This is a genomic window from Streptomyces sp. A0642 (genome assembly GCF_004795105.1).
GTDB lineage: Bacteria > Actinomycetota > Actinomycetes > Streptomycetales > Streptomycetaceae > Streptomyces.
Genome location: NZ_SSBL01000001.1, coordinates 391,525 through 416,265 on the forward strand (window position 1 = coordinate 391,525; position 24,741 = coordinate 416,265).

The 24,741-nt window shown below is 72.0% G+C and carries 17 protein-coding genes; 9 read left to right on the forward strand and 8 right to left on the reverse strand.

Annotation, left to right across the window (positions count from 1 at the left end):
• Positions 1–160: 160 nt before the first annotated feature.
• Positions 161–739, reverse strand: a complete 579-nt coding sequence (locus tag E6R60_RS01595) for a DNA starvation/stationary phase protection protein (protein ID WP_136324517.1) — start codon at positions 737–739, stop codon at positions 161–163.
• 243 nt (positions 740–982) lie between these two features.
• On the opposite strand from E6R60_RS01595, the gene E6R60_RS01600 reads away from it, so the two are divergent.
• From E6R60_RS01600 to E6R60_RS01610, 3 genes are all read left to right on the forward strand, one after another.
• A complete protein-coding gene (locus E6R60_RS01600) occupies positions 983–2,350 on the forward strand; it encodes an NAD(P)/FAD-dependent oxidoreductase (protein WP_136324518.1) in 1,368 nt (455 codons plus the stop codon).
• A gap of 514 nt (positions 2,351–2,864) precedes the next feature.
• A complete protein-coding gene (locus tag E6R60_RS01605; protein ID WP_136324519.1) occupies positions 2,865–3,602 on the forward strand; it encodes a YoaK family protein in 738 nt (245 codons plus the stop codon).
• A gap of 216 nt (positions 3,603–3,818) precedes the next feature.
• On the forward strand, positions 3,819–5,522 hold the full coding sequence (locus E6R60_RS01610) for an MFS transporter (protein WP_136324520.1): 1,704 nt from the start codon (positions 3,819–3,821) through the stop codon (positions 5,520–5,522).
• Between the two features lie 78 nt (positions 5,523–5,600).
• On the opposite strand, the gene E6R60_RS01615 is transcribed toward E6R60_RS01610, so the two are convergent.
• The 3 genes from E6R60_RS01615 to E6R60_RS01625 all read right to left on the reverse strand — a co-directional run bounded on the left by E6R60_RS01615 (position 5,601) and on the right by E6R60_RS01625 (position 9,458).
• Positions 5,601–7,913, reverse strand: coding sequence for an XRE family transcriptional regulator (locus E6R60_RS01615; protein WP_240802350.1), 2,313 nt, complete (start codon positions 7,911–7,913; stop codon positions 5,601–5,603).
• A gap of 212 nt (positions 7,914–8,125) precedes the next feature.
• Positions 8,126–8,467, reverse strand: a complete 342-nt coding sequence (locus E6R60_RS01620; RefSeq protein ID WP_136324521.1) for a GNAT family N-acetyltransferase — start codon at positions 8,465–8,467, stop codon at positions 8,126–8,128.
• A gap of 10 nt (positions 8,468–8,477) precedes the next feature.
• Entirely contained in the window at positions 8,478–9,458 is a 981-nt protein-coding gene (locus tag E6R60_RS01625) for a pirin family protein (RefSeq protein ID WP_136324522.1), read from the reverse strand.
• A gap of 131 nt (positions 9,459–9,589) precedes the next feature.
• Here E6R60_RS01625 and E6R60_RS01630 point away from each other — a divergent pair, with 131 nt between their 5' ends.
• Complete coding sequence (locus E6R60_RS01630; protein ID WP_136324523.1) at positions 9,590–10,096, forward strand: carboxymuconolactone decarboxylase family protein; 507 nt, start codon at positions 9,590–9,592, stop codon at positions 10,094–10,096.
• A 302-nt stretch (positions 10,097–10,398) separates the two neighbouring features.
• On the forward strand, positions 10,399–12,651 hold the full coding sequence (locus E6R60_RS01635; RefSeq protein WP_136324524.1) for an XRE family transcriptional regulator: 2,253 nt from the start codon (positions 10,399–10,401) through the stop codon (positions 12,649–12,651).
• A 137-nt stretch (positions 12,652–12,788) separates the two neighbouring features.
• Here E6R60_RS01635 and E6R60_RS01640 read toward each other — a convergent pair whose 3' ends face one another.
• The 3 genes from E6R60_RS01640 to E6R60_RS01650 form a co-directional block, all read right to left on the reverse strand.
• Positions 12,789–13,778, reverse strand: a complete 990-nt coding sequence (locus E6R60_RS01640; protein ID WP_136324525.1) for an alpha/beta hydrolase — start codon at positions 13,776–13,778, stop codon at positions 12,789–12,791.
• Positions 13,779–13,931: 153 nt separating this feature from the next.
• Complete coding sequence (locus tag E6R60_RS01645; RefSeq protein WP_240802351.1) at positions 13,932–14,972, reverse strand: helix-turn-helix domain-containing protein; 1,041 nt, start codon at positions 14,970–14,972, stop codon at positions 13,932–13,934.
• A 670-nt stretch (positions 14,973–15,642) separates the two neighbouring features.
• On the reverse strand, positions 15,643–16,614 hold the full coding sequence (locus tag E6R60_RS01650; RefSeq protein WP_136324527.1) for a hypothetical protein: 972 nt from the start codon (positions 16,612–16,614) through the stop codon (positions 15,643–15,645).
• Between the two features lie 896 nt (positions 16,615–17,510).
• On the opposite strand from E6R60_RS01650, the gene E6R60_RS01655 reads away from it, so the two are divergent.
• The 4 genes from E6R60_RS01655 (at position 17,511) to E6R60_RS01670 (ending at position 22,057) form a co-directional block, all read left to right on the forward strand.
• The gene (locus E6R60_RS01655; protein ID WP_240802352.1) at positions 17,511–18,569 is read left to right on the forward strand and encodes a LacI family DNA-binding transcriptional regulator; all 1,059 of its coding nucleotides are present in this window, start codon (positions 17,511–17,513) and stop codon (positions 18,567–18,569) included.
• A 123-nt stretch (positions 18,570–18,692) separates the two neighbouring features.
• The gene (locus tag E6R60_RS01660; RefSeq protein ID WP_136324529.1) at positions 18,693–19,205 is read left to right on the forward strand and encodes a hypothetical protein; all 513 of its coding nucleotides are present in this window, start codon (positions 18,693–18,695) and stop codon (positions 19,203–19,205) included.
• Between the two features lie 22 nt (positions 19,206–19,227).
• The gene (locus tag E6R60_RS01665) at positions 19,228–20,661 is read left to right on the forward strand and encodes an endo-1,4-beta-xylanase (RefSeq protein WP_136324530.1); all 1,434 of its coding nucleotides are present in this window, start codon (positions 19,228–19,230) and stop codon (positions 20,659–20,661) included.
• Between the two features lie 25 nt (positions 20,662–20,686).
• Positions 20,687–22,057, forward strand: coding sequence for an RICIN domain-containing protein (locus E6R60_RS01670; RefSeq protein ID WP_136324531.1), 1,371 nt, complete (start codon positions 20,687–20,689; stop codon positions 22,055–22,057).
• Positions 22,058–22,602: 545 nt separating this feature from the next.
• Here the strand turns inward: E6R60_RS01670 and E6R60_RS01675 are convergent.
• Positions 22,603–24,249 carry a ricin-type beta-trefoil lectin domain protein gene (locus tag E6R60_RS01675; RefSeq protein WP_136324532.1) on the reverse strand — a complete coding sequence of 549 codons (1,647 nt, stop codon included), beginning with the start codon at positions 24,247–24,249 and terminating at the stop codon, positions 22,603–22,605.
• Positions 24,250–24,741 lie beyond the last annotated feature (492 nt).

Below are 24,741 nucleotides of genomic sequence, written 5' to 3' on the forward strand. Positions count from 1 at the left end.
GACGGCCGGCCGCGCGACGCGTTCGTCGCGCGGCCGGCCCCTGTGACTCAGCCTGATCCGGATCCGCCCGGCCCGAACACCCGGGCTCCCGCGTGCGCAGGTGCTGCCGGTATCGCACGGGTGAGGGTCCCGCCTCCTCGGTCGCAGGCCGAACGGCCCCTCAGACGCGGACCAGGGGGGTGTCGACCAGATGCTCGGCGAGGAACCACGTCTGCTGCTCCCCGGTCCTGATCACCTGTGAGACCAGCAGGTCGTTCGTGCCGTCGTCACCCAGCTCGATGGTCCGGGCGGCGGCGTCGTGGGCGTCGATCAGGATGGCCTCGTGAGCCTCCAGCAGCCGTGCCAGCATGGCGGGCACTTCCTCAACCCCGTCCGGCGGCCGCGGGATCGAGGTGATCTCCGCGACGTGCCTGGCATCGCCCACCGCGACTCCGCCCAGGGACTGGACGCGTTCGGCGAGGGCGTCGACGAGTTCGAGCTGCTCCTCCGCGTGCTTGTCCAGGACCAGGTGCAGCTGGTAGAAGGTCGCACCGCGCATCAGCCAGTGATGCTTCTTGTAGAGCCCGTAGAGGATCTGCGTATCCGCCAGGGCCTTGTTCAGGCGCTGGCAGGAGTACATCCGCGCCTCGTAGGACAGGCCGATCGGGAACTGCTTGACCGTGCCGAACTCCTGGATCACCTCGCCCTTCTGGTGCAACCGGGGCTGGCTGCTGCTCACGGGCCCGGAACTGGTGGTCATGGTCTTCCTCCTGCGATGCCGTGCTGTGCGTACTCGGGTGACGCTAGGCACCCGGGCGGAGGGCGCCTTGCCGGACAGCGCACGCAGGGGCGTCCGTCAGCGCACCGCGTGCAGCGGCCCGTACGCGTCGTTCGCTCTCGGGCAAGCCGCCGTGCGCCGGCGGACAGGGGCTCCCGGCCGGCCCGCTCTAGCCTCGGGACGGCCCACGCACGCGTGGCGCACACATACCCATGAGAGGCACGCATGAGCGCGAACGAGCAGGCGGACGTGGTGGTGGTCGGGCTGGGGCCCGGGGGCGAGTACGTCGCGGGCACCCTGGCCGAGGCCGGCCTGGACGTGGTGGGAGTCGAGGCGGAACTCGTCGGCGGTGAGTGTCCCTACTGGGCGTGCGTGCCCAGCAAGATGATGACTCGGGCCGGGAACGTGCTTGCCGAGGCGGGCAGGGTCTCCGCCCTCGCCGGTGACGCGGTCGTGACTCCGGACTGGGGCAGGGTCGCCGCCCGTATACGTGACGAGGCGACCGACGACTGGGACGACCGGGTGGCCGCCGACCGTCTCGTGGCCAAGGGCGGACGGCTGGTCCGGGGACGGGGCCGCCTCTCCGGGCCCCGCCGGGTGACGGTCGGCGACCGTACGTGGGAAGCCCGGCGCGGAGTCGTGCTGGCCACCGGCACCCGCCCCAGGATCCCCCCGGTACCGGGGCTCGGGGCGACGCCGTACTGGACCAACAGGGACGCCATGGCCGCCAAGGAGCTGCCCGGCTCGATGGTCGTCCTCGGCGGGGGAGCCATCGGTGTCGAACTCGCCCAGGTATTCGCCCGGTTCGGGTGTGCGGTCACCGTGGTCGAGGGACAGGACCGGCTGCTGTCGCAGGAGGAACCGGAGGCCGGGGCGCTGGCCGCGGAGGTGCTGCGGGCGGACGGGGTCACCGTCCTCACGGGCGCCCGGGCCCAGCAGGCCGGCCATGACGGCACCGCGTTCACCCTCGGCCTGGGTGACGGGGCGGAGCCGCTGCGTGCCGAGCGGCTTCTGGTCGCCGCCGGGCGCCACGCCGACCTGACCGCGCTGGGCGTCGACACGGTGGGGCTGGACCCCGCGGCGGGGGCCGTCCCGACGGACGGGCAGATGCGGGCCGGGGAGGGGCTGTGGGCGGTGGGAGACATCACCGGCCGTGGCGCCTTCACCCATGTGTCGATGTACCAGGCGCAGATCGCCGTGAGGGACATCCTCGGGGAAGCAGGTCCCGATGCCGACTACCGGGCACTGCCCCGCGTCACGTTCACCGATCCGGAGATCGGGGCCGTCGGGCTGACGGAGCGGCAGGCGCGGGCGCGGGGACTGCGCGTGCGCACGAGCGTGCTGCCCCTCGCCTCCTCCACCCGCGGATGGATCCACGGGCCGGGCAACGAAGGGTTCATCAAGCTCGTCGAGGACGCCGACCGCGGCGTACTGGTCGGCGCGACCTCGGCGGGTCCGGCGGGGGGCGAGGTGCTCTACGGGCTGAACGTGGCCGTCCACGCCGCCGTACCCGTCGACCGGCTCCGGCACATGATCTACACGTACCCGACCTTCCACCGGACGGTCGAGGCCGCGCTCGGAGCCCTGCGCTGAATCACGGCCGATCGCCCGGGCGACGGCGTCCCACGGCCCCACCGAGGAACCCCGGCCGAACGGACTCCGTCGCCCGGCGCGCGCGGTCGGGGTCCGGCCGGCCGCGTCCTCGCGGGACCGCCCCCGCCGCCGGCGCGCTGACGGCGGTCGTGGGTCGTGGTGGTCACGGCGGGACGCAGACGCGACAAGACGCAGCGGGATCTCGTTCCCGCCAGGAGCCGCCGGTCCTTCCGGCGGGGCGGGACGAATCCGGGCAGACACAGGTATCTGCGGGACCCTCGCTCACCACGTCAGGACGGCGGACACGGCGGAGACTGACCACCAGCGCACCGGTGCTGAACCGACAGCGCACGGAGAGCAGGGCAGTGCGCTCGAGGAGCGAATCCAGGGCACTGCCGGACACGCGGACGCCCGCGCTCGGCATAGCGTGAGGGCGAGGAAGCCGCGGGCCGCCGGGGCCCCGTCGGCCGGCGCCGGCACCGACGCCCCACCCGCCCCGGTGAGAGGACCCCGCATGTACAAGCTGTTGACCGACGCCGCCCGCACGCTGGTCCCGCCGAAGGGGGACCGGCACGGCCCGCTGCCGCCGCTGATGCTGACGCTGACCGTGGTGACGGGCCTGGTCGACGCCGTGAGCTATCTGTCGCTCGGGCACGTCTTCGTCGCCAACATGACCGGCAACGTGGTCTTCCTGGGGTTCGCCCTGGCGGGTGCCCGGACACTGTCCGCGTCGGCGTCCGTCGTATCGATGACCGCCTTCCTCGCCGGCGCGCTGGCGGGGGGCCGGTTCGGCACCCGGTTCGCGGCCCATCGGGGACGGCTCCTGGCCACGGCCACGGCACTGCAGGCGGTGCTCGTGGCGGCGGCCGTCATCACGGCTGCCGCCTCCGACGGCAGGATCACCACGACGGTCCAGTACACACTGATCGTGCTCCTCGGCCTCGCCATGGGGATGCAGAACGCGGTCGCCCGGCGGCTCGGCGTCCCGGACCTCACCACGACCGTGCTGACGCTGACCCTCACGGGGCTGGCCGCGGACTCCACCCCGGCCGGGGGGCCGGCGCCCCGGCCCGGCCGACGGATCCTGTCCGTGCTGGCCATGTTCCTGGGCGCGCTCGGCGGTGGCCTGCTCCTGCTGCACGCCGAGTTCACTCTCACCCTGGGTCTGGTGCTCCTGCTGCTCGTCGTGACCTCCGCGGCCGCCCATCGCCTCTCGGCCTCCGATGCCGACTGGACCCGGCCGCCGGCGTGAGCGCGGCGCCGGCCCGTCACCCGCATCGCGGGCGAGCAGCCGGCGTACGTCTCGGCGAAGCGCTTCGAGCTCCCTGCGCCCAGGGGCCACAGACGGTGCGTTCTCAGTCAACCGGCTCACACCGGCCGCTCCTACGTTGGCCATCGGCTACGCCCGTACGGCGCCTGGGACACTGCCGGATGCCCGGCGCCGCGTCCCGATCCCGGCTGGACCAGCATGAGCGCCATACCGTCAGCGAGAGACCGCCGTCCGGCTTCGGCCTGGGCCCCGTTCGCGGCGCGCGTCTTCCGCGCGCTGTGGATCGCGCAGCTGGTCTCCAACATCGGCAGCTGGATGCAGACAGTGGGCGCGCAGTGGCTGCTGGTCGGGCACAGCGCCGCACTCGTGACCCTCGTGCAGACGGCTTCCAGTCTCCCCGTCGTGCTGCTGGCCCTGCCCTCGGGCGTCCTGGCCGACCGCTACGACCGCCGAAGACTGCTGTTGGCCGCGCAGTTCGCCATGCTCACCGTCTCCACAGCGCTCGCCGTGCTGGCCTTCGCGGGCGAGCTCACTCCCGAGCTGCTGCTCGGCCTCACCTTCCTGCTGGGGTGCGGCACCGCTCTGATGGGCCCGGCCTGGCAGGCGATCCAGCCGGAGCTCGTGGACCGGGGTGAGCTGGGACAGGCGGCCGCGCTCGGCGCCGTCAACATGAACCTCGCCCGCGCCCTCGGCCCGGCATTCGGGGGAGCGGTGGTCGCGGCAGCGGGCGCGGGCTGGGTCTTCGCCTTCAACGCCGCGTCCTACCTCGGCATCGCGGCCGTTCTCACCTTCTGGCGGCGCCCCCAGGTGCAGGAGCCCCTGGCCCGGAGCGAGCGGCTCTGGACGGCCCTCGACGCCGGCCGCCGCTACGTCCGGTACGCGCCCGGCGTCCGTCGGGTCCTGTGGCGGACCGTGCTGTTCATCCCCGGCGGCGCCGCGCTGTGGTCGCTGCTTCCCCTGGTAGCCAGCCGTTCTCTGGGCCTGGGCTCGGGAGGGTACGGGCTGCTGCTCGGCGCGGTAGGCGCCGGCGCCGTGGGCGGGGCCTTCGTCCTGCCCGCCGTGCGGCGCGCTCTGGGCGCCAACGGCACGCTCGCCGCGGGCGCCGTCGTCTTCGCCGGAGTCCTGGCGCTCCTGGCGACGGTGCGGACCCCCTGGGTCGCGGTGGTCGCACTGCTGCCGGCCGGCGTGGCCTGGATCGGTGTGCTGTCGACCCTCAACGCGGCGCTCCAGACGAGGCTGCCGGGGTGGGTCAGGGCCCGGGGACTCGCCGTCTACCTCCTGGTGTTCCAGGGCGGTCAGGCGCTGGCGGCACCCGTGTGGGGCGCGCTGGCCGACGGGCCCGGGCTGACCGTCTCCCTCCTGGCGGGCAGCGGGCTGCTCCTGGCTGGCGCGGTGGGTGCGCGGCGCTGGCCGCTGCACGGCATGGAGGGCATCGACCCGACGCCGTCCGATCACTGGCCCGTTCCGCCCTTGGTGTTCGAGCCCGGACCGTCCGACGGCCCCGTGCTGGTCTCCGTGGTGTACCGGGTCGACGCATCGAACAGCGCCGCCTTCACCGCTCGCATGGAGCGCGTGGCCCGTTCGCGTCGGCGCACGGGAGCCCTCACGTGGGGGCTCTTCCAGGACGGCGCCGATCCGGAGCGATTCGTCGAGAACTACCTGGTCGGCTCGTGGTCGGGGCATCTCGCCCAGCACCGCAGCCGACTCACGGCCACCGATCACCGTGACGAGGAGCGGGCGCGCCGCCTCCTGGTGGAGGGCACCGCACCGGAGGTGACCCATGCCTTCGACGCTGCCGCGGGGCCCGTGGTGCCCGGGGCGGAGAAGCCGGTGGGGTGGGCGACGCCCACCCGGCCGGGGAAGGGCGGGGCGCCGGCCCTCGGCACCGGTCTCGATGGCTGACCGGCCGGGGCCCGGCCGTCGGTCGCGCAGGTGACCCGGCCTCCAACTCCTGCTGCCTGCGGCGGGCACGGGCTCGGCCTACTCGGTTCCGGTCGTACGGCAGTCCGCCGAGCCGCCCGCCGGCGGCGGGGCCCGGTGGGCGCGGAGGCCGTCGAGGCGAGCGCGGGCGTCGGCGAGGCTGCTGGGGTCGGCCGCCTTGCCGAGGGAGACAGCACGGGTGAAGGCGGTGCGGGCCTCGTCGTGGCGGCCGGCGGCCAGCAGGGCGTCGCCGAGCCGGACCAGGGCACGGCTCTCCAGACCGTGGTTGGCGCTGTCCCGCCAGAGGTCCGCGGCGGCGCGCAGGTGGGCGGCGCCCTCGGACCAGTTTCCGAGGGCGGTGTGGGCGAGGCCGAGGTTCATCTGCAGCGTCGTACGGGTGAACGCGGCGATATGCGGTTCGATGCGGTCGCCGGCCTGATCGAGGAAGGCCAGGGTGCGCAGGATCTCCGCGATGGCTTCCTCCTGCCGGCCTCCCAGGGAAAGATTCTGGGCGGTGTTGCTCATGGCCTGGAGGGTGCCGTGGAGGTCACCGACGGTTTCGAAGAGCCCGGCCGCCTCACGGTTGTGCCGCGCCGCCCCGGCATGGTCGCCCAGCAGACCGAGGGCCCAGGCACGGTAGTAATGGGCCCATCCCTGCTGCGGGAGGTCTCCGGCGCGCCGGGCGGCGGCGAGGGCCTGGGCGGTGCGCTCGACGCTGTCGCGGGTGCGGCCCTCGCAGATCAGCAGGGCCCAGGCGTGGTAGTTCAGTTGGGTGGCTTCGACGAGCGGGTCCCGCAGTGCCTGGGCGCTGCGGACGGCGGTTCGGAAGACCTCGGGCCAGTGCCCCCAGAAGATCCACTGGTCGGAGAACCAGTGCAGGGCCTCGGCGACCTCCACGACGGTGGCGTGCTGCCCTGCCGCGGCGGCCGCGCGCAGGGCGGCGAGCCAGTTGTCGCCTTCGGCCTGGAGCCACTGGCGGGCGCGCTCGGCGGTGGACAGGTCGACGTCACCCTGCCAGGTGGGGGGTGGGGCGCCGTGGTCGGGTTCGTACCAGCGCCCGGCCACGACCGCGGTTTCGAGCAGCCAGCGGTGCAGTGCCGACCGGGCCGCCTCGGCGCTCCCGTCGGGCTCCTCGGCCCGCAGCCGGCCTCGGGCGTACAGGCACAACAGGTCATGGAAGCGGTAGCGGTCCCGGTCGGTTCCCAGCAGTCCGCTCTCGACCAGTTCTTCCAGGGTGTCCTCCGTGTCGAACAGCGGCCGGCCGGTCAGCCGGGCGGCGCCGGCGGCGTCGACATCGGGGCCGTCGACCAGGGACAGCAGCCGGAAGAGGCGGGCTGCCCTGGGGGTGAGCTGGCGGTAGGACAGGTCGAAGGCTGCCGAGAGATGCAGGTCACCGGCGGTCAGCGTGTCCAGGCGGCGCTCTTCGAGCGCGAGACGGTCGGCGAGGCGGCGCACGGTCCAGCCGCTGCGGGTGGCCAGCCAGTTTCCCGCAACACGCAGGGCGAGCGGCAGATGCGCACACCGCTGGGCGACCTCGGCGAGCGCGTCCGGGTCGGCGTCCGCGCGCTCCTGTCCGACCAAGGGGGTCAGGAAGGCGGCGGATTCCGCGGGGGAGAGCTCGCCGAGGGGCAGCCGGTGAACGCTCTCCAGGCCGGTGAGCATCCTCCGGCTGGTGATCATCACCATGCCCGTACCGGCGCCCGGCAGGAGCGGGCGGACCTGTGCTTCGTCGCGGGCGTTGTCCAGCACCAGCAGACAGCATCGTTCGGCCAGTGCCTGCCGGTACAGCTCCGGGTGGCCCTGCGGACCGGCCTTGGCCAGGTCCCGGTCCGGCACCCCCAGGGCCTTCAGGACACGGAGGATCAGCTCGGCCGGGCCGGGCGGGGTCTCGTCCATGCCGCGCAGGTCGACCATGAGCTGCGCGTCGGGAAAGCGGTCGGCCAGCATGCGGGCGGCGTGCAGTGCCAGAGTGGTCTTGCCCGTCCCCGGGGGCCCCGGCAGCGCCACGACCACCGGCAGCCCGGAGGCCGCCTCCTCTGCCAGTGCCGTCAGCCGTGCCAGCTCGGCCTCTCGGCCGACGAAGTGGTGGATGCCGCGCGGGAAAGCGCGCACACCGACCGTGGTGTGGCGGGGGTCGCGGCCGGCCCGGGCGGCGGCCAGCAGACGCTCGCGCTCCGCCTCGCCCAGCCCCAGCCCGTCCGCCAGCGCGGCGACCGTTCCCCGCTGCGGAGTCGCCCGCCGCCCCCGCTCGAGATCCCCGATCCCGCGGACGCTCACCCCCGACGCCTCCGCCAGCGCCTCGATCGTGAGAGACGCCGCCAACCGCGACTGCCGCAACAGCGGCCCGAATCCCTCACCACCCACGTCGGCCACCCGGCCCCACCTGCTCCCTCACGTCACCCAGGCCCGAACCACCGGTATCCGAGCAAACCGGGGCGTCCTGCCGCAAGGGAGACTCTACGGCGGCCGGCCAGGGGCCTCCGCCCGGCTGCCCCGCTGCCGGAACCCCGGGAGCGGGGCAGCCGGTCCGCGGTCCCGCGGGCGCAGGCGAACCGAGGGTGGAGGAGAGGGTGGAGGTGCGGCGGTCAGTGCCGCAGCTCGGCCTCCAGCCACTGCACGGCTTCGGGAGTCACGGGATCGGTGATGTCGGCGAACTCCTCGTGCTTCTTGAGGAACTTCGCGACGTAGGGGCAGACCGGCACGATGCGCTTCCCGGAGGCGCGTACGTCGGTCAGGGCCTGCTGCACGAGTACCGCGGCCAAGCCCTGTCCGGCGAAGGCGTCGTCGATTTCGGTGTGGTAGAAAACACGCTGGTCATCGCGGTCCCGGTAGGCGGTGAGGCCTGCGGCTGCGCCGTCGACCAGGATCTCGTAACGGTGCTTGTCGTGCACTCGCCGGACAGTGGGAGCGGCGGCGGGCTGGGTCATGATGTGCCTTTCAGTGTCGGGTCGGGTTGGTGCGCGGTGCGAGGGTGGCGTTCGGCAGGGCGGGCGCGGGCAGACGGTCGCCGTCGTACGCTTCGACGCTGCCGAAGCGGTCGGACTCGTTCTGCCATGCCGTCCTGGCTTCCGCGATGTCTTCGTGGCTGCGGCCGATGAAGTTCCACCACATGACGATCTCTTCTTCGAACGGTGTCCCGCCGAGCAGGACCGCCCGAGCGGGGGTGTCCGTCTCGTTCGTCAGCGTCAGCGTGTCGTTTCCCGTGCGCAGGTATCCGAGTTCCGTCGGCCGGAGGGGCGTTCCGGAGAATCGGACGTTCCCCCGGTCGACCAGCAGCCCGAACTCGAAGGAGGGATTCACCGGCAGGGTGGTCGTCGAGCGTGGCTCGAGGAGGAGTTCGGCGCCGAGCAGGGGAGTGAACGTCCGCACCGGAGAGGTGTCGCCGGCCAGAGACCCCAGGAACACTCTGATCTCCGCCCCGCCCACCCGGACCGGGCTCGGGACGTGATGCCGGAAGTCCCGGCCGGTGTGCCGGTGCTCTTCGGGCAGAGCCACCCACAGCTGCACGCCGTGCAGGACCGTGGTGCGGGTGGTGGAGACCTCCGTATGACTGATGCCGTACCCACCGGTCATGAGGTTCAGCTCACCGGGCCGCACCAGGGCGTGGGTGCCCATGCTGTCGCGGTGTTCGATCTCTCCGCTGAACAGCCAGCTCACGGTCTGCAGGCCGGTGTGGGGATGGGGAGCGACGTCCATGCCGCCGGTGTCGGCCACGTCGTCGGGGCCGTAGTGGTCGGCGAAACACCAGGCCCCGATCAGTGTGCGGGCCCGCTGCGGCAGCGTCCGGCGGACCGTCATCGCCCTCGGGCCGCCCAGCGGGACGTCCCGCGCGGTCAGCACGTCGACCTGTGAGGCGCTCGCGCCGTGCTCCGAGGCACCCCCGGGCAGGCCGGTGGGATCCGTGTCGACGTTGCTCATCGCTCTCCCTCTCACGCGCTTTCACGCGAAGGTAATTTCGTATTCAACAATAATGCCTGATACTAAGTCCCTGTCCCGGCTCTCGCTCGGCAGACCGAGCGAGAGCGCAAGCGGCCCCGAAGGAGCCCACGTTGAGCAACACCGCAGCAGCCCCCGCGAGCCGCCGGGTCTTCATCGACAAGCAGAGCCCCAAGGCCTACCGCGCGCTGGTAGGGGCCGCCGACGCGGTCCGCGCCGTCGCCGACGAGGCGGGCCTCGACCGCCGCCTGGTGGAGCTGATCAACCTCCGCGTCTCGCAGCTCAACGGCTGCGCCTTCTGCCTCGACGTGCACACGAGGGCCGCGCTGCGCGCCGGCGAGACCACCCAGCGGCTGGGCGTGCTGGCCGCGTGGCGCGACACCGGACTCTTCACGGAGCGGGAACGCGTGGCACTCGCCCTGGCGGAGGCGACCACCGACCCGGCGAACGCGACCGCACAGGACAGCGCATACGAGTCGGCCCGCCAGGTCCTCGACGACGATGAGATCTCCGCGGTGATCTGGGTGGCGATCACCATCAACGCCTTCAACCGGGTCTCCGTCCTGAGCAAGCACCATGTCCGCAGGACCCCCTCGATACCCGGATCCTCAGCTGAGTGATCACCACCTCGTGCGCGGGTGACCCCCGTCCGGACGCCTGGGCCCCTCCGTACGGATCAACGCCGCGCACAGCACACTAGGGCGACCGGGGACGGCGCCTTGCCCGTGGGTGCACCACATGTGGCCTCTCCGCGCCTCGGAGTGGTGGCGGGGAACGCTCCCGCCGCGCGTGCCGGGGCGCCTGCCGACGTGCCGACGGCATCCGCCCCCTCAGGGCGCGGGGACCTCGGCAGCGCGGCCCTGAGGCCGTGACCTGGAGAAACACGCCGTATTCTGCCGTCGGGGGAGAACGAGGGGCGGTCATGTCGGAGAAGTCGTTCGCGGTGGTGCTACGGGGTCTGCGGCAGCGGAGCCGTTTGACGATGGAGGGGCTGGCCGAGGTCTCGGGCGTGAGCGTCCGGGCGATCGGCGACATGGAGCGGGGGCGCAGCCGGGTACCGCAGCGGCGCACGGTGGTGGCGCTGGCGGAAGGGCTGGGCCTGGCGGATGCGGAGCGGGAGGCGCTGCTGGTCGCGGCGCGTGCGGCCCGTGCGGCGCGTGCGGCACGTGCGGTGGCGGGGACCGTGGTGCCACGGCCCGTGGGGGACTTCACGGGACGTGATCGTGAGCTGGCGCGGCTGACCGAGGCCGCAGCACGCTCGGGCGCCGGCGTGGGGGCGTCGGTCTCGGTCGTCTCGGGCCCTCCGGGGTGCGGGAAGACGACGCTGGCGCTCAAGGCGGCAGCAGACCTGGCGGGAGACTTCCCCGACGGGTGCTTCGTGGTCGATCTGCACGGAGTGGAAGGCCCTCTGGACCCGGGCGAGGCTCTGCTGAAGCTGCTGAGGGCTCTCGGGGTGCCGGACCGCTGGCTGGCGCAGGAGGATCCGCAGGGTCGTGCGGGGCTGCTGAGGTCGCTGTTGGCCGAGCGCAGGTGCCTGGTGGTCCTGGACAACGCCCGCGACGAGGGCCAGGTCCGTCCGCTGCTGCCCGGAGGAGGGCGGAGCCTGGTGCTCGTCACCAGCCGGCGGCCCTTGACCGGCTTGGAGGATGTGGACCGGGTGGCGCTGTCGGAGATGGCGCAGCCGGAGGCGGTCGAGTTGCTGCGCCGGATCCTGGGCGAGGCGCGCGCCGATGCGGAGGCGGACGCTGTGGCGCGGGTCGCGGAACTGTGCGGGCGTCTGCCCCTGGCCTTGCGGGTGGCGGGAAACTGGCTGACGGTCAGGTCCGGGTGGAGCGTCGGGCATCTGGTCCGCCGCCTCTCCGACGAGGAGCGCCGGCTGGGCGCCCTGGCCGAGGGCGAGGTGCGGGTGGAGGCGGCGTTCGAACTCTCCTACCGGCAGCTGACCCGCCAGGCCGCCCGAATGCTGCGGCTCCTGAGCCTGGTCCCGGGGCCGGACATGACGGCCGCCTACGGAGCGGCGCTGACCGCGACCGGCGTCTTCGAGTCCGAGGACGTGATGGAGGAACTGGTCGAGGCCGGCCTGCTGCAGGCCACCCACACCGGCCGCTACCAACTGCACGACCTCCTGAGGCTCTTCGCCCGCGCCCACCTCGCCCGCGAGGAGGACCCCGGCGAGCGGGAAGCGGCCGAGGACCGGCTGCGGACCTGGCTGCTGGAGACGGCCGTGGTCGCCGGCCGCTGGTACAAGCCCGGGTACGGCGCGCCGCCGTCCTCCTGGCAGGGCCTGGTCCCGCTGGAGAGTGCCGAACAGGCCCGGGCCTGGCTCCAGAGCGAGTCTCCCGCCTGGCTCGCCGCGCTGCGCGGCGCCGCCCACAGGGGTGAGCACACCCTGGTCGTGGAGACCGCCGACGCCATGGGATGGTTCTGCGGCGTGTGGGTGTGGGGGCACTGGACCGAGGTCTTCCGTCTGTCCGGCGAAGCCGCCGCCGCACTCGACGACCCGTACCTGCGGGCTGTCCACCTCAACTACTGCGCCTGGGCCCTGAGCATCTGCGAGCACAGGGACCGGGAAGCCATCGAACGGGCCGACGAAGCACTGGAATTCGCCCGCCGTGCCCAGGACGCCACGCAGCAGGCCTGGGCACTGATGTACGCGGTGACTCCGCACCGGCGGTTCGGCGAGCTCCAGGAGGCCTTCGAGAAGGTCAGCGCCGCTGCCGACCTGTTCGAAACAGCCGGTGACCACGATGGCTGGATCGGAGCCGTGGGCGTCTACGGAGGCTGCCTGCGCGACCTCGACCGTGCCGAGGAAGCCCTGGTCCAGCACGAGCGCGTCGTCGCTTTCCTCGACGCGCCCGAATGCCCGGTGACCGGGCACGCCGCCGACACCTACCGCGCCATTGCGACCGGCGCTCTCGGTCACGACTACGCCGCTCTGGGCCGGTGGCGCGAGGCCGCCGACTTCTACCGCGAAACGGTGGACCAGGCCCACCGGACCGGCCAGACCATCCTGGAGGGCCTGACACTCCTGGGTCTGGGTGAGGTCCTGCTCGAACTGGGCGAAGCCGAGGAAGCCCGCTCCTGCTTCCGTCGGGTCGTGTCCCTCGGAGACGCGGCCGACAGCAGCCACCGGAAGACAGCACAGGAGCGCCTGGACGCGCACCCCGCCGAGTGAGCGACGCCCTGGCGTGTGCCACACGGCTCGTACGGATCCCTTCTCCGTCCCCGGGCCGGGTAGGGGCGCGGGCCCGCTCGCGTACCCGGAGGACCCTCCGCGCGCACCCGCGTACACCTGGCCCCGCGCGGACGGGATCAGCCGCGGTGCCGGTGCAGGGCGACGTGCACGGTGTCGAGGGCCTGGGCGAGAGCCGCACGGGCGGCGTCGGTGTCGCGCAGCGGATCCAGCAGCATGAAGCCGTGGACCGTCCCGTGGTAGCGCATGGAGACGACCGCGACTCCGGCCGCCCGGAGCTTCGCCGCATAGGCCTCACCCTCGTCGCGCAGCACGTCCGCCTCGCTGGTGACCACCAGCGCCGGAGGGAGCCCGGTGAGCTGCTCCAGGGTCGCCCTCAGCGGGGACGCGGTGGCCTCGCCGCGCTGCTGCGCATCGGGGAGGTACTGGTCCCAGAACCAGCGCATGGTGTCGCGGCCGAGGAAGTAGCCCCTGGCGAACCGCTGGTACGACGGGGTGTCGAAGTCGGCGTCGGTGATGGGGCAGAGCAGCACCTGATGCAGCAGCCGCACCCCGCCGCGCTCCTTGGCGAGGAGGGTCAGCGCCGCCACCAGGTTGCCGCCCGCCGAGTCGCCCACGGCGGCCATCCGGCTCCCGTCCAGACCGATCTCGCCGCCCTGCCGGCAGATCCATTCCGCGACCGCGTAGCACTGCTCGACGGCGACCGGATACTGCGCCTCGGGGGCGCGTTCGTATTCGACGAAGACCACGGCCGCGTCCGTCCCGAGGGCGAACGCGCGCACCAGACGCTCATGGGTGCGGGCATCGCCCTGGACCCAGCCCAGCCCGTGCAGGAAGAGCACCACCGGGATTCTGCCGACGCTGTCGGCGGGCTTGACCACCTGCACCCGTACGTGACCGGTCGGGCCGCCCGGCAGCGCGAACCACTCCGTGGAGGTGTCCTGCTCCGGGGACGGACCCTCCTCGCCCTGCAATCGGACCAGGTCCAGCCGGACCTGTTCCAGGTCCGGGTCGTGCCCCGGCGGAGGGCAGGTGTGGCTGTCCACGAACGCTCGCGTGGGCTGGTCCAGGACCGGGTGCCGAAGGGGCGAGCGGGGGAAGTCGGTCACACGGTCTCCTGCCGAGAGGGCCAAGGGATGAACTTCGAGGGAGGGGCGGTCCGGCGCACCGCATCACGGTCGCCGGGCGGCGGAGCGACGCTGCGGACGCCGGCCGGGACAGTGCCCGCCGCGGGGCAGCCCGCACGGCTCCGAGCGGGCACCCTACCCCCTGGAAGGCGCACGGCCGGCCCCCGGTCGGCCGACTGCCGCGGACCTTGGCGTCGGCGCGCCTGCGGGGGCCGGCGCGAGGCCGTCCTGGGGAGTGCGCAGGTCCCGCCACTCACGGGGGGAGACGCCGTAGACGGTGCGGAAGACCCGGCTGAAGTGGGCGGGGTTGACGAAGCCCCACCGCTGGGCGACGGCGGACACGGTGGGGGCCGTCCTGCCCCGGCGGGCCAGTTCGCGGCCGCATTCCTCCAGGCGCCGTTTCTGGATGAGCCGCCCGACGGTGGTCCCCTCGCCTTCGAACAGCCGGTGGAGGTACCGGGTGGAGATCCGGTGCGCCCGGGCGATGCTCTCGGGCGACAGGTCCGGGTCACCCAGGTTCCGGTTGATGTGGTCGCGGACGCGGAGGAGCAGATGGCTGCGCGCGGTGTCCTCGGCCTCCGTGCCGCTCGGATGGGCCCGCTCGGTGATCAGAGTGGCGAACAGGTCGACGACATGGCCGGCCAGCCGGTCCGCGACGGCCGGCGGGTAGGCGTCCGGCGAGGCGGCCAGGGATGCCAGAAACGGGAGCAGTACCGCACCGAAGCCGTTCCTGGTGCCGATGGCGTGGCCGGTGGCCTGCCGGATGTCGCTGTCCGGCACGCCCAGCATGCGGCGGGGCAGTTGGAAGACGTGGGTGGCGAACCGCTGCGGATAGTCGAAGGAGTACGGTCGGCTCCTGTCGCACACCACGAGGTCTCCCTCACCCACCTCGGCCCGTCGGCCGTCCTGGATGAAGGTGGCCGTGCCCGATATCTGCACACCGACGGCCACCAGCGCCTCGGACGAGCGGGCGATCAGTGCGGGAGTGCGGCTGAGGTGCTCCGCGTCGGCCTCCATGCTGGAGACCTGGAGGTATCCGAGTCGGCTGGTGACGATCCGGGCGTCGAAGAGGCCGTCGCCGTGCGGGGTGACGGCCACGGGCACGAGCGTCCTGTTCACCGCGTCGTTCCAGTAGGCGACCCTGTCCTGGTCCGGCACCGAGGTGGTCGTCAACACCGAGCTCAATGTGCTCCTCTTTCAGAAGTGGCTCAAGGGCCGCAACGGACGGCTGGACCTGCCCGGCAGGACCGGGCGGCCCGCTGTACGGGCAGCGCCCTCGCCGGAGAGCGCGACCGGGCTGTTTCCGTCCGGTCCGGGTTCCCGCCCGCAAACACAGCCAATCAGGGGAGGGCTTCGGTCTCCAGGCAGAACCACAGGCAGAAAGGGCGGGAGCGGACAGCCGCATGCGGTGCTGTGCGGACCGGCGCGGTGCGCAGGGGCGCCATGAGGCAGGAATCGGCTCCGCCTCGCCCGTCAGGTGCTCCGGGTACGGCCGGGGCGCCGCCGTCACCGCCGGAACGGCGGCTCGATGGCCGCAGCAGAAACCCGGTGGGACACCGACGCCGGGGGGCGGCGCCGTCACGCCGGAAGGGTGGTGCGATGGCCGCGACAGGAACCCCATGGGGCACCGGCACCCCGGGGCGCAGCGGGGCGCGCACACCGGTGCGCTCGCCCCGCGCGCTCGGGCACCGGCGGCACCGGCGAGAGGGAGCGGGGCACAACGGCGGCCCCCTGCCGGTTCTGTCGGGGGTGCTCACTCGCGGAGCAGGAGGGTGCGGCGGCTCGCCGGGCACGGTCTCCGGATGCCCGGCGGAGGCGGCCCTGCGGTGGGCCGCCCCTGCTGCCCTCACCGGCCAGGAGCGATCCGGGCGGCGAGGAGGTTGGGGTCGTGGTTCGTGGAGTAGGCGCCGCTGGCGATGGAGGCCGTGGTGCCCCGTACGGCAAGGGACGTCGGGTTCTCCAGCCCGTCGGCAGCCGTCAGCACCACGACGTGAGTGCCGTCGGGCCTCACCAGGACAACCTCGTTGTCCGCGTTGATCGCGGCCAGCAGGGTGTCGCCCGGACCGGTGAACGCGAAGTCGTCGATGTTCACGAGGCCGGTGGCACGGGTCTCGACTCGGCCGGCGACGCCCTGACGGGTCAGCGGGATGCGCAGCACCGTGCCCTTGTCCAGGTTGGACACCCAGGCCGCGCCATGGTGGATCTTGATGCCGTTGGCTCCCAGGAAGCCGGAGGCTTCCAGTTCGGGTGCGGTGGCCCAGATCCGGGGCGTGCCTCCGGCGGTGGGCACCCGCCAGACCGTGCCCAGGACCGAGTCGGCCACGTAGAGCAGGCCGCTGTGCCGGTCGAGCGCCAGGCCGTTGGGCAGGCTGTCGGCCGGGAGCGCGGCGATGCGCTCCGCCGTGCCACCGGGACGCAGACGCCACACGCCGGTCAGGTCGCTGCTGCCGGTGGCGTACGAGAAGTACAGCGTTCCGTCATCGGTCCGGACGACACCGCCGAGGAAGGGCGAGGCCAGGACGGGAGTGGCGGTGCCGGCCGACGGCGCCGGCAGCGTCGCGAGGACGTGCACCCGGCCTGCGGGGGTGATGCGGGCGACCTGGCGACTGAACGCGAAGGTGACGTCGGCGCTGCCGCCGGGTTCCAGGGTGATGTTCTCCGGCCGCTGCCCGTCGGCCATGTTCAGATGCGACACGAAGCGCACGTCGGAGACGGGGGCGGTGGCGGCGGTCGCCACCCCGGCGGTGGTCGCGGCGAGGACCGCCGCCGCAACCGCGGCCAGAAGGGCGGTCCGCCTGACCTGCATGGTTCTTGCCATTGCCTCTTGCTTTCTGTTGGTTCTGCTTCTCTGCGGATCGTGCGTGGGGTGGGTTGCGCGCGCCCGGGCGTCGGAACACCTGTGCGGCTCGAAGCCGGCTGCGGCACTGACCGGTCCGTCGCCGGAGTGAGCCGGTGCCGCGGCCGGAGGACCGGTGAAGAGGACACCCGCCCCCGGCGGCAGGGGAGTACTCCGGACGGCCTGGTGGCGAAGACCGATGGGGATCAGGCCTCGCCGGGTGCGGCCGCGCGGTACCTACCTGGTGACTCCTTCGGAGGTCTGCCGTCAGGACCCGCGCGGGACCCCGTCGAGCGGGACGTGCCGGGGATGTCCCGCGCGGGGGCCGCGTCGAGCGGGACAACCCCGGCACGTGAGGAACACTAGGAACCGCCGGGCGGCGTATTTGTCTCTCCGCGCCCTGCCTATGGCCTGGGCGTGCCCCTGTACGCGGGCGAGGGGGGAAGAAGCGTCGCCGAGGGCATCGACGCTGCGTGCGAACGGCGACGCGGACCAGGTCGCCGCGGCCGTGGGCCGGGAGACGGCGACCGGGGGGAAACGCCTTCCAGTTCTACGGGCTGAGCGGACCGCCTCCGGGGCGAGGGCGCCCTCGGCGTCGGTCTTCCCCCGTCGTCCGTACAGCGCCGGCCCGCCACGTGACGGGTCGGTGAAGCGCAGCCGGAGGGGTTTGCCCGGACGAGCCGCTCGAGCTCCTCGGCGGTGACCTCGTCGATGTGCAACACCGCAATGCTGTCCGCAAGTTCGTCACCCTTCTCCAGGTACCGGGTGTCGGCGTTCGGACATCCGACTTGACCGACAGCCGGTCGATGGCATGTCCTACGGTTTTCCGGAAGGGGTCCGGAGAATCTTCGGAAGCACTGTCGACGGAGGTGGAACACGTGGCCCTGGATGGCACCCGGCCCAAGGCAACCACGGAGGGCCCGGGCGGGCCGGCCAAGGTGACGATCACCGAGATCGCGCGTGAGGCCGGAGTGTCCGTGCCGACCGTCTCGCGGGTCGTCAACGGGCGCTCCGATGTCTCACCCGCCACCCGGGCCCGTGTCGAGGACCTGCTGAACCGGCACGGCTACCAGCGCCGGCCGGCCGCACCCGGGACCCGGGCGGCCCTGCTCGACCTGGTCTTCAACGATCTCGACAGCCCATGGGCCGTGGAGATCATCCGAGGCGTCGAGGAGGTCGCGCACGAGGCGAGTGTGGGAACGGTGGTCTCCGCGATTCACGACCGGGCGGGCGCCGCGCGGCAGTGGATGACCAACCTGCGCGCCCGGGCGTCGGACGGCGTGATCCTGGTGACGTCTGTGCTCGAACCCGGGCTGCACGGCGAACTGCGCCGCCTGGGCGTGCCGTTGGTGGTCGTGGACCCCGCCGGTTCGCCGGCGACGGAGGCCCCCACGGTCGGCGCCACCAACTGGGCGGGCGGGATGGCGGCGACCGAGTACCTCCTGCGCCTCGGGCACCGTCGGATCGGGTTCATCGAGGGCCCGCCGCGGCTGCTGTGCTCCCGGGCCCGGCTCGACGGCTACCGGGCCGCACTGGACGGGGCGGGTGTGGCCGCCGATGACGCGCTCGTGGTGTCCGGCGACTTCTACCACGCGTCCGGATTCACCGGCGCGGGGCGGCTGTTGGAGCTGCCCGAACCGCCGACCGCGATCTTCGCAGCGAGCGATCAGATGGCGCTCGGTGCGATCGAGGCGCTGCGTCGGCGCGGCCTTCGGGTGCCGGAGGACATGAGCGTCGTCGGCTTCGACGATCTGCCGGAGGTGCGCTGGTCGGCACCGCCCCTGACCACGATCCGTCAGCCTCTCTCCGATATGGGCAAGCTGGCGGCTCGGATACTCCTCGACCTCGCACGGGACGTCGAACCGGCCTCCCCGCGGATGGAACTCGCCACTGAGCTGGTGGTCCGGGAGAGCACCGCGCCGCCGCGCTCCGCATAGCGAACACTGCACACAGTGGGTGTCAACGCCCTTTCTTGTCAGGGCCGTTGACACCCACGACGCATGCCCGTAACTTCCATGGCCGCCCCCGAGAATTATCGGCAGCCTTCCGGAAGGTGCACGATGCCACCCTTCGACCGAGCCGACACGTCCGCGTCCGGCACCGCGTTCCCCGCCTTCTCCCGTCCCCGGTTCTGGGGGACGGCGTCGGCCGTGGAACCGGGCGCGGCGATCCTCTCCGCTTGCTCGGAAATCCGGGTCCGCGACCACCGGCAGCATGCGCCGGACCGTCGTGGCCTGGTGGAACATCCGGACCACGGAGCCGGTCGGGCCCGGGCGGGCCTGGCATGCGAGGCCGCGCACCTCGACGCGCACATCACGCTCGTCACGCTGGAGAACGACGCCGACAAGGCGAAGACGACAGCGCTGACCACTTCCGGAAAGCCGCCGGACATTCGCCCCACGCGGGGCGGCGGCGCCCTCAGGCAGCAGACCCGGGCGGACCTCGTGGAGGACCTCACGTCGTCCGTCAGCTCCTTGAGCGACACCTTCGTGCCGGCGTCGGCCGAGCCGTACCAGTTCGACGGGCAGACGTACGCCCTGCCCGTCGAACTGCGCGCTTCCATCCATCCGTGATTACTCTCCTGGAGGCTCAGTCATGGGCTTGAACGCCATTCGTCCCCCCACCGTCCGCCGGAAGATCGGCGGTCTGTGTATGGCGCTGATCGTGGGCGTCCTCGGTTCGGCCGCCGCGCTGGCGGCGCCGCCGTCCGCGCAGGCCGCCGAGAGCACGCTCGGAGCCGCGGCGGCGCAGAGCGGCCGCTACTTCGGCACCGCCATCGCCTCGGGCAGGCTCAACGACTCGACGTACACCACGATCGCGGGCCGCGAGTTCAACATGGTGACGGCCGAGAACGAGATGAAGATCGACGCCACCGAACCGCAGCGGGGCCAGTTCAACTTCACCGCCGGTGACCGCGTATACAACTGGGCCGTGCAGAACGGCAAGCAGGTGCGAGGTCACACCCTGGCCTGGCACTCCCAGCAGCCCGGCTGGATGCAGAGCCTCAGCGGCAGCACGCTGCGCCAGGCGATGACCGACCACATCAACGGCGTGATGGGCCACTACAAGGGCAAGATCGCTCAGTGGGACGTCGTGAACGAGGCCTTCGCCGACGGCAGTTCGGGAGCCCGGCGCGACTCCAACCTCCAGCGCAGCGGCAACGACTGGATCGAGGTCGCCTTCCGTACCGCGCGCGCCGCCGATCCGGCCGCCAAACTCTGCTACAACGACTACAACGTCGAGGACTGGACCTGGGCCAAGACCCAGGCCATGTACGCCATGGTCCGGGACTTCAAGCAGCGCGGCGTGCCGATCGACTGCGTCGGCTTCCAGTCGCACTTCAACAGCGGCAGCCCGTACAACAGCAACTTCCGCACCACCCTGCAGAGTTTCGCCGCCCTCGGCGTCGACGTGGCCATCACGGAACTCGACATCCAGGGCGCCTCGGCCACGACCTACGCCAACGTGACCAATGACTGCCTGGCCGTCTCGCGCTGTCTCGGCATCACGGTCTGGGGCGTGCGCGACACCGACTCCTGGCGGTCGCAGGACACGCCGCTGCTGTTCAACGGCGACGGCAGCAAGAAGGCCGCCTACACCTCCGTCCTCAACGCACTCAACGGCGGCACCACCACCACGCCCCCGACCGGTTCCGGACAGACCAAGGGTGTCGGTTCAGGCCGCTGCCTGGACGTGCCCGGCGCCGCCACCACCGACGGCACCCAGGTCCAACTGTGGGACTGCAACAACCGCACCAACCAGCAGTGGGCCTACACCGCCGCAGGTGAGCTCAGGGTCTACGACAACAAGTGCCTGGACGCCGCAGGCACCGGCAACGGTGCCAAAGTCCAGATCTACAGCTGCTGGGGCGGCGACAACCAGAAATGGCGCCTCAACTCCGACGGCTCCATCGTCGGCGTCCAGTCCGGCCTCTGCCTTGACGCGACCGGCAACGGCACCGCCAACGGCACCCTGATCCAGCTCTACTCCTGCTCGGGCGGCAGCAACCAACGCTGGACCCGCACCTGATCCGGCGCGGCGAAAGGGTGAACCGATGAAGACCGATGGTGCGGGTTCCCCCGCCCCTCCCCAACGACATCGCTGGTGGTCCCGGCTCGCCGCCGTCGTGGCGGCGACCCTCGCGATCGGCATGCTCGTCGCGGTGAACCCGTCGCCCGCCGAGGCGGCGACGGTGGACACCCAAGCCTGGTACGTCCTGGTCAATCGCAACAGCGGGAAGGCACTGGACGTCTCCGGCGTGTCCACCGCCGACGGCGCGCGGATCAACCAGTGGACGCGCCACGACGGAACCAACCAGCAGTGGCAGTTCGTGGACTCCGGCGGCGGGTTCTACCGGCTCAAGGCCCGGCATTCGGGCAAGGTTCTCGACGTGGCCGGCTCCTCTGCCGCCGACGGTGCCGCGATCGCGCAGTGGGCCGACGGCAACGGGGTCAACCAGCAGTTCCGCCTGGCCGACTCCGACGCGGGCCACGTCCGGCTGATCAACCGCAACAGCGGCAAGGCCGTGGAGGTCCAGGGCGGCTCGACGGCCGACGGCGGCAACGTCGTCCAGTACACCGACTGGGGCGGCGCCAACCAGCAGTGGCAGATGATCAAGCTGTCGTCCGGCAGCGGCGGCGGATGCGGTAGCGCGCCGACCCTGGCGAGCGGTACGCACACGATTCAGAGCAGCGGCAAGAGCCGCAGCTTCATCCTCAGGGTTCCCGCCAACTACGACAACAGCCACCGCTACCGGCTGATCTTCGCGTTCCACTGGCGGGGCGGGACCGCCGGCGAGATCTCCTCGGGCGGAACGAGCGGGAGCGCCTGGTCCTACTACGGCCAGCAGGAACAGTCGAACGACAGCGCGATCCTCGTCGCCCCCCAGGGCATCGACAACGGCTGGGCCAATGCGGGCGGCGAGGACATCACCTTCGTCGACGACATGATCCAGCGAATCGAGGGCGGCCTCTGCGTCAACACGGCCCAGCGCTTCGCCACCGGGTTCAGCTGGGGCGGGGGGATGAGTTACGCCCTCGCGTGCGCCCGGGCGAACGTCTTCAGGGCCGTGGCGGTGATCTCCGGCGCCCAGATCAGCGGGTGCAGTGGCGGCACTCAGCCCATCGCCTACTTCGGAATCCACGGCATCGGCGACTCCGTCCTCAACATCGCCCAAGGGCGGTCGCTGCGCGACAAGTTCGTCAGCAACAACGGCTGCACCCCCCAGAGCCCGCGCGAGCCCGCCCCGGGCAGCCGGACGCACATCACCACTTCGTACGCGGGCTGCCGGGCCGGGTATCCGGTCCAGTGGGCGGCGTTCGACGGAGACCACATTCCCGGTCCGGTCGACGGCTCTCCCAACGAGAGCGGCGTCACCACCTGGACCAAGGGTGAGATATGGAGGTTCTTCGCTCAGTTCCAGTGACACGCCCGCGCCATGGGGTGGAGCCAGGTGATCCTGGCTCCACCCCGTCGTCGTGGGCGCGGCGTGCTGCCACCCCGTCGTCGTGGGGGCGGCGTGCTGCCCCCGTCGTCCGAGCCGCGCGCTGCCCCGCACGCGGCCTGAACGTAGTTCTGCAGGAGGGCTGGTTCATGACGGGCCGGCCTTTGACGCTCCTGGCAGTGCACGCCCAGACCCCCGGGGCGAGAGGTGCCGTCCTGAAGGTCAGCGGTCTGGAGAGGACGCACCACGCCGGCACGAGTACGGCTTCTCCGTCCGCTCCGGCCACATCGGGGCTCATCGCCTCACGAGGGCGGCACCGGACGGGCCGGGAGAGGTCCGGCGCGTTGAGGCGCGGGGAGATTCGCGTACGCCGAGGACGCCCCCGGCGCGACCGCACCCGGGACGCCCTCTTCGCCGGACCGCGCTGATGCCGCTGATCCCCACGCCCCGTCAGGGCGTGGGGATCAGCGGCACTCTCGTCCCCCTACGGGCCCGTAACCGTTGCGACGGTCACGCCCGCCTCCCTTTCACACGCGGTTCCACTTCTGCCCGGCCTGACCGTTGCAGGTCCACAGGACCAGAGGGGTCCCGTTGGCGGTGCGTGCTCCGTCGGCGTCGAGGCACAGTCCGGCGTGGACGTTGCGGATCGAACCGTCGGAGCCGAGGGTCCACTTCTGGTTGTTCTGGCCGTTGCAGGACCAGGTGATGACACGGGTGCCGTTGGTGGCGCCCTGGTTGTAGGCGTCCAGGCACTTGTCGCCGTAGACCCGGATCTCACCGCCCGACCAGGTGGTCCACAGCTGGTTGGCGGCCGTGTGGCAGTCCCAGAGCAGTGCGGTGGCCCCGGCGGTGGTGGAGGCGTTGTCCACATCCACGCACCGGCCGGACGCGCTGCCTCGCAGGCGCGAGGTGGTGGCGGCCAGCGGCGTGCCACCGGTCACCCGGAACACGGCCACGCCATGCGCGGGGACGCTCGCGGAGATCTGCCCGGACGTGGTGGAGGTGCCGCCGGACCACTGGTCCGTGAGCGTGAACGATCCACCGGACAAGCCGGCTTCGGCGGCCGACGTGGTGACCGTCGCGGTGCCGCCGCCCCGGTTGAAGAGGCCCACAGCGACCGACCCGTCCGACAGGGGCTTGGCGAACACCTCGGTGGCGCCGTCATCGCGCACCCTGCGTCCGCCCGCCCCCAGCGCATCCTGGTTCACCGCCAGCAGGCGGGGGTTGCGCAGGATCGCGCTCACATCGGCGGACATGGTGCGGATGTCGTTGCCGGCCATGAGCGGGGCGCTCAGCAGCGCCCACAGCGCGAAGTGCGAACGGGACTCGGTCAGCGACAGGCCGGGGCGGCCGACGACCAGCATGTCGGGGTCGTTCCAGTGTCCCGGGCCGGACTGCGCCGCGAGGGGCGCGGTGACGTCCAGGACGTTGCCGACGCCCATCGGATAGCTGTTGGTGTTGCCGTTCTGCCAGATGTCCAGCAGATCCTCGGTCGTCCGCCAGAGGTCGGCGACCTCGCCCCAGTTGTAGGCGGCACCGGTGATGGCGTGCAGACTGTTGGGGTTGATGCTGTAGACGATCGGCCGCCCCGTGGCACGCAGGGCGTCGCGCATGAGCGTGAACCGCGCGACCTGCTCGTCACGGGTCCCGCTGGACGAACACCAGTCGTACTTGAGGTAGTCGACGCCCCATGAGGCGAACATGCCGGCGTCCTGGGCCTCGTGGCCCCTGCTGCCGGTGGACCCCGGGTAGCCGCCCGTGGCCTGCGCGCAGGTGCGCTCCCCGGGTACCTGGTAGATGCCGAACTTCAGCCCCTTGCCGTGGATGTAGTCACCGAGCGCCTTCATTCCGCTGGGGAACTTGGCCGGATCGGCCCGCAGGTTGCCCGCCGTGTCGCGCTGGGGGTCGAACCAGCAGTCGTCGACCACGACGTACCGGTAGCCGGCGTCCCGCATGCCCGAGGACACCATCGCGTCGGCGGCCTGGCGCACCTTGTCCTCGGTGATCCCGCACCCGAAGCTGTTCCAGCTGTTCCACCCCAGGGGAGGGGTGAGTGCCGGACTGCCCGGCGCGGCCGTGGCGGTGGAGTGGGAGGAGGCGGTCATGGACGCGGTGACCGTCAGCAGGGCGGTCACGAGAAGGCGGAGCAGTCGTGCACCTGATCGTCTGGGCACCTGGAGTTCCTTCTCTCGGGGACGATCCGAAGAGGTTCGAAATTTCGGACGCCATTCGGAAAGTATGGATACCCGGATGATAGAGATGTGGTCGGCCCTGTCAACACCCCTTACGGAAGCGGCCCGTTCGGGGGTCGTAAAAGGGTTCCCATCCCGAGAGGACCGCTACCCGCTGGGCTCGACCTGCGGTGTTTGGGCCTTTGGACGAGGCGAAACTTTCGGTGTTTTCCGCGACTTGTGCGAGAAGTATTGACGTCATTCACTGAGTACCTATCATCAGGTTGCTCGACACTCCGACCCCTGTTCGATATGACGAACACGTCGGATCTGCTCCACGTCCGACGGGGGCCGCCGGGTCACGCTCACCGCAACGCCGAGTCGCAAGAAGAGGGCGCCGTGCATGTCTATGTCATGGCCGCATCAAGTCTTCGCACCGTGGCAAGGGACCGGCCCGGCGCCCGCGGATCCGATCCGCTGCGAACCGCACTGACA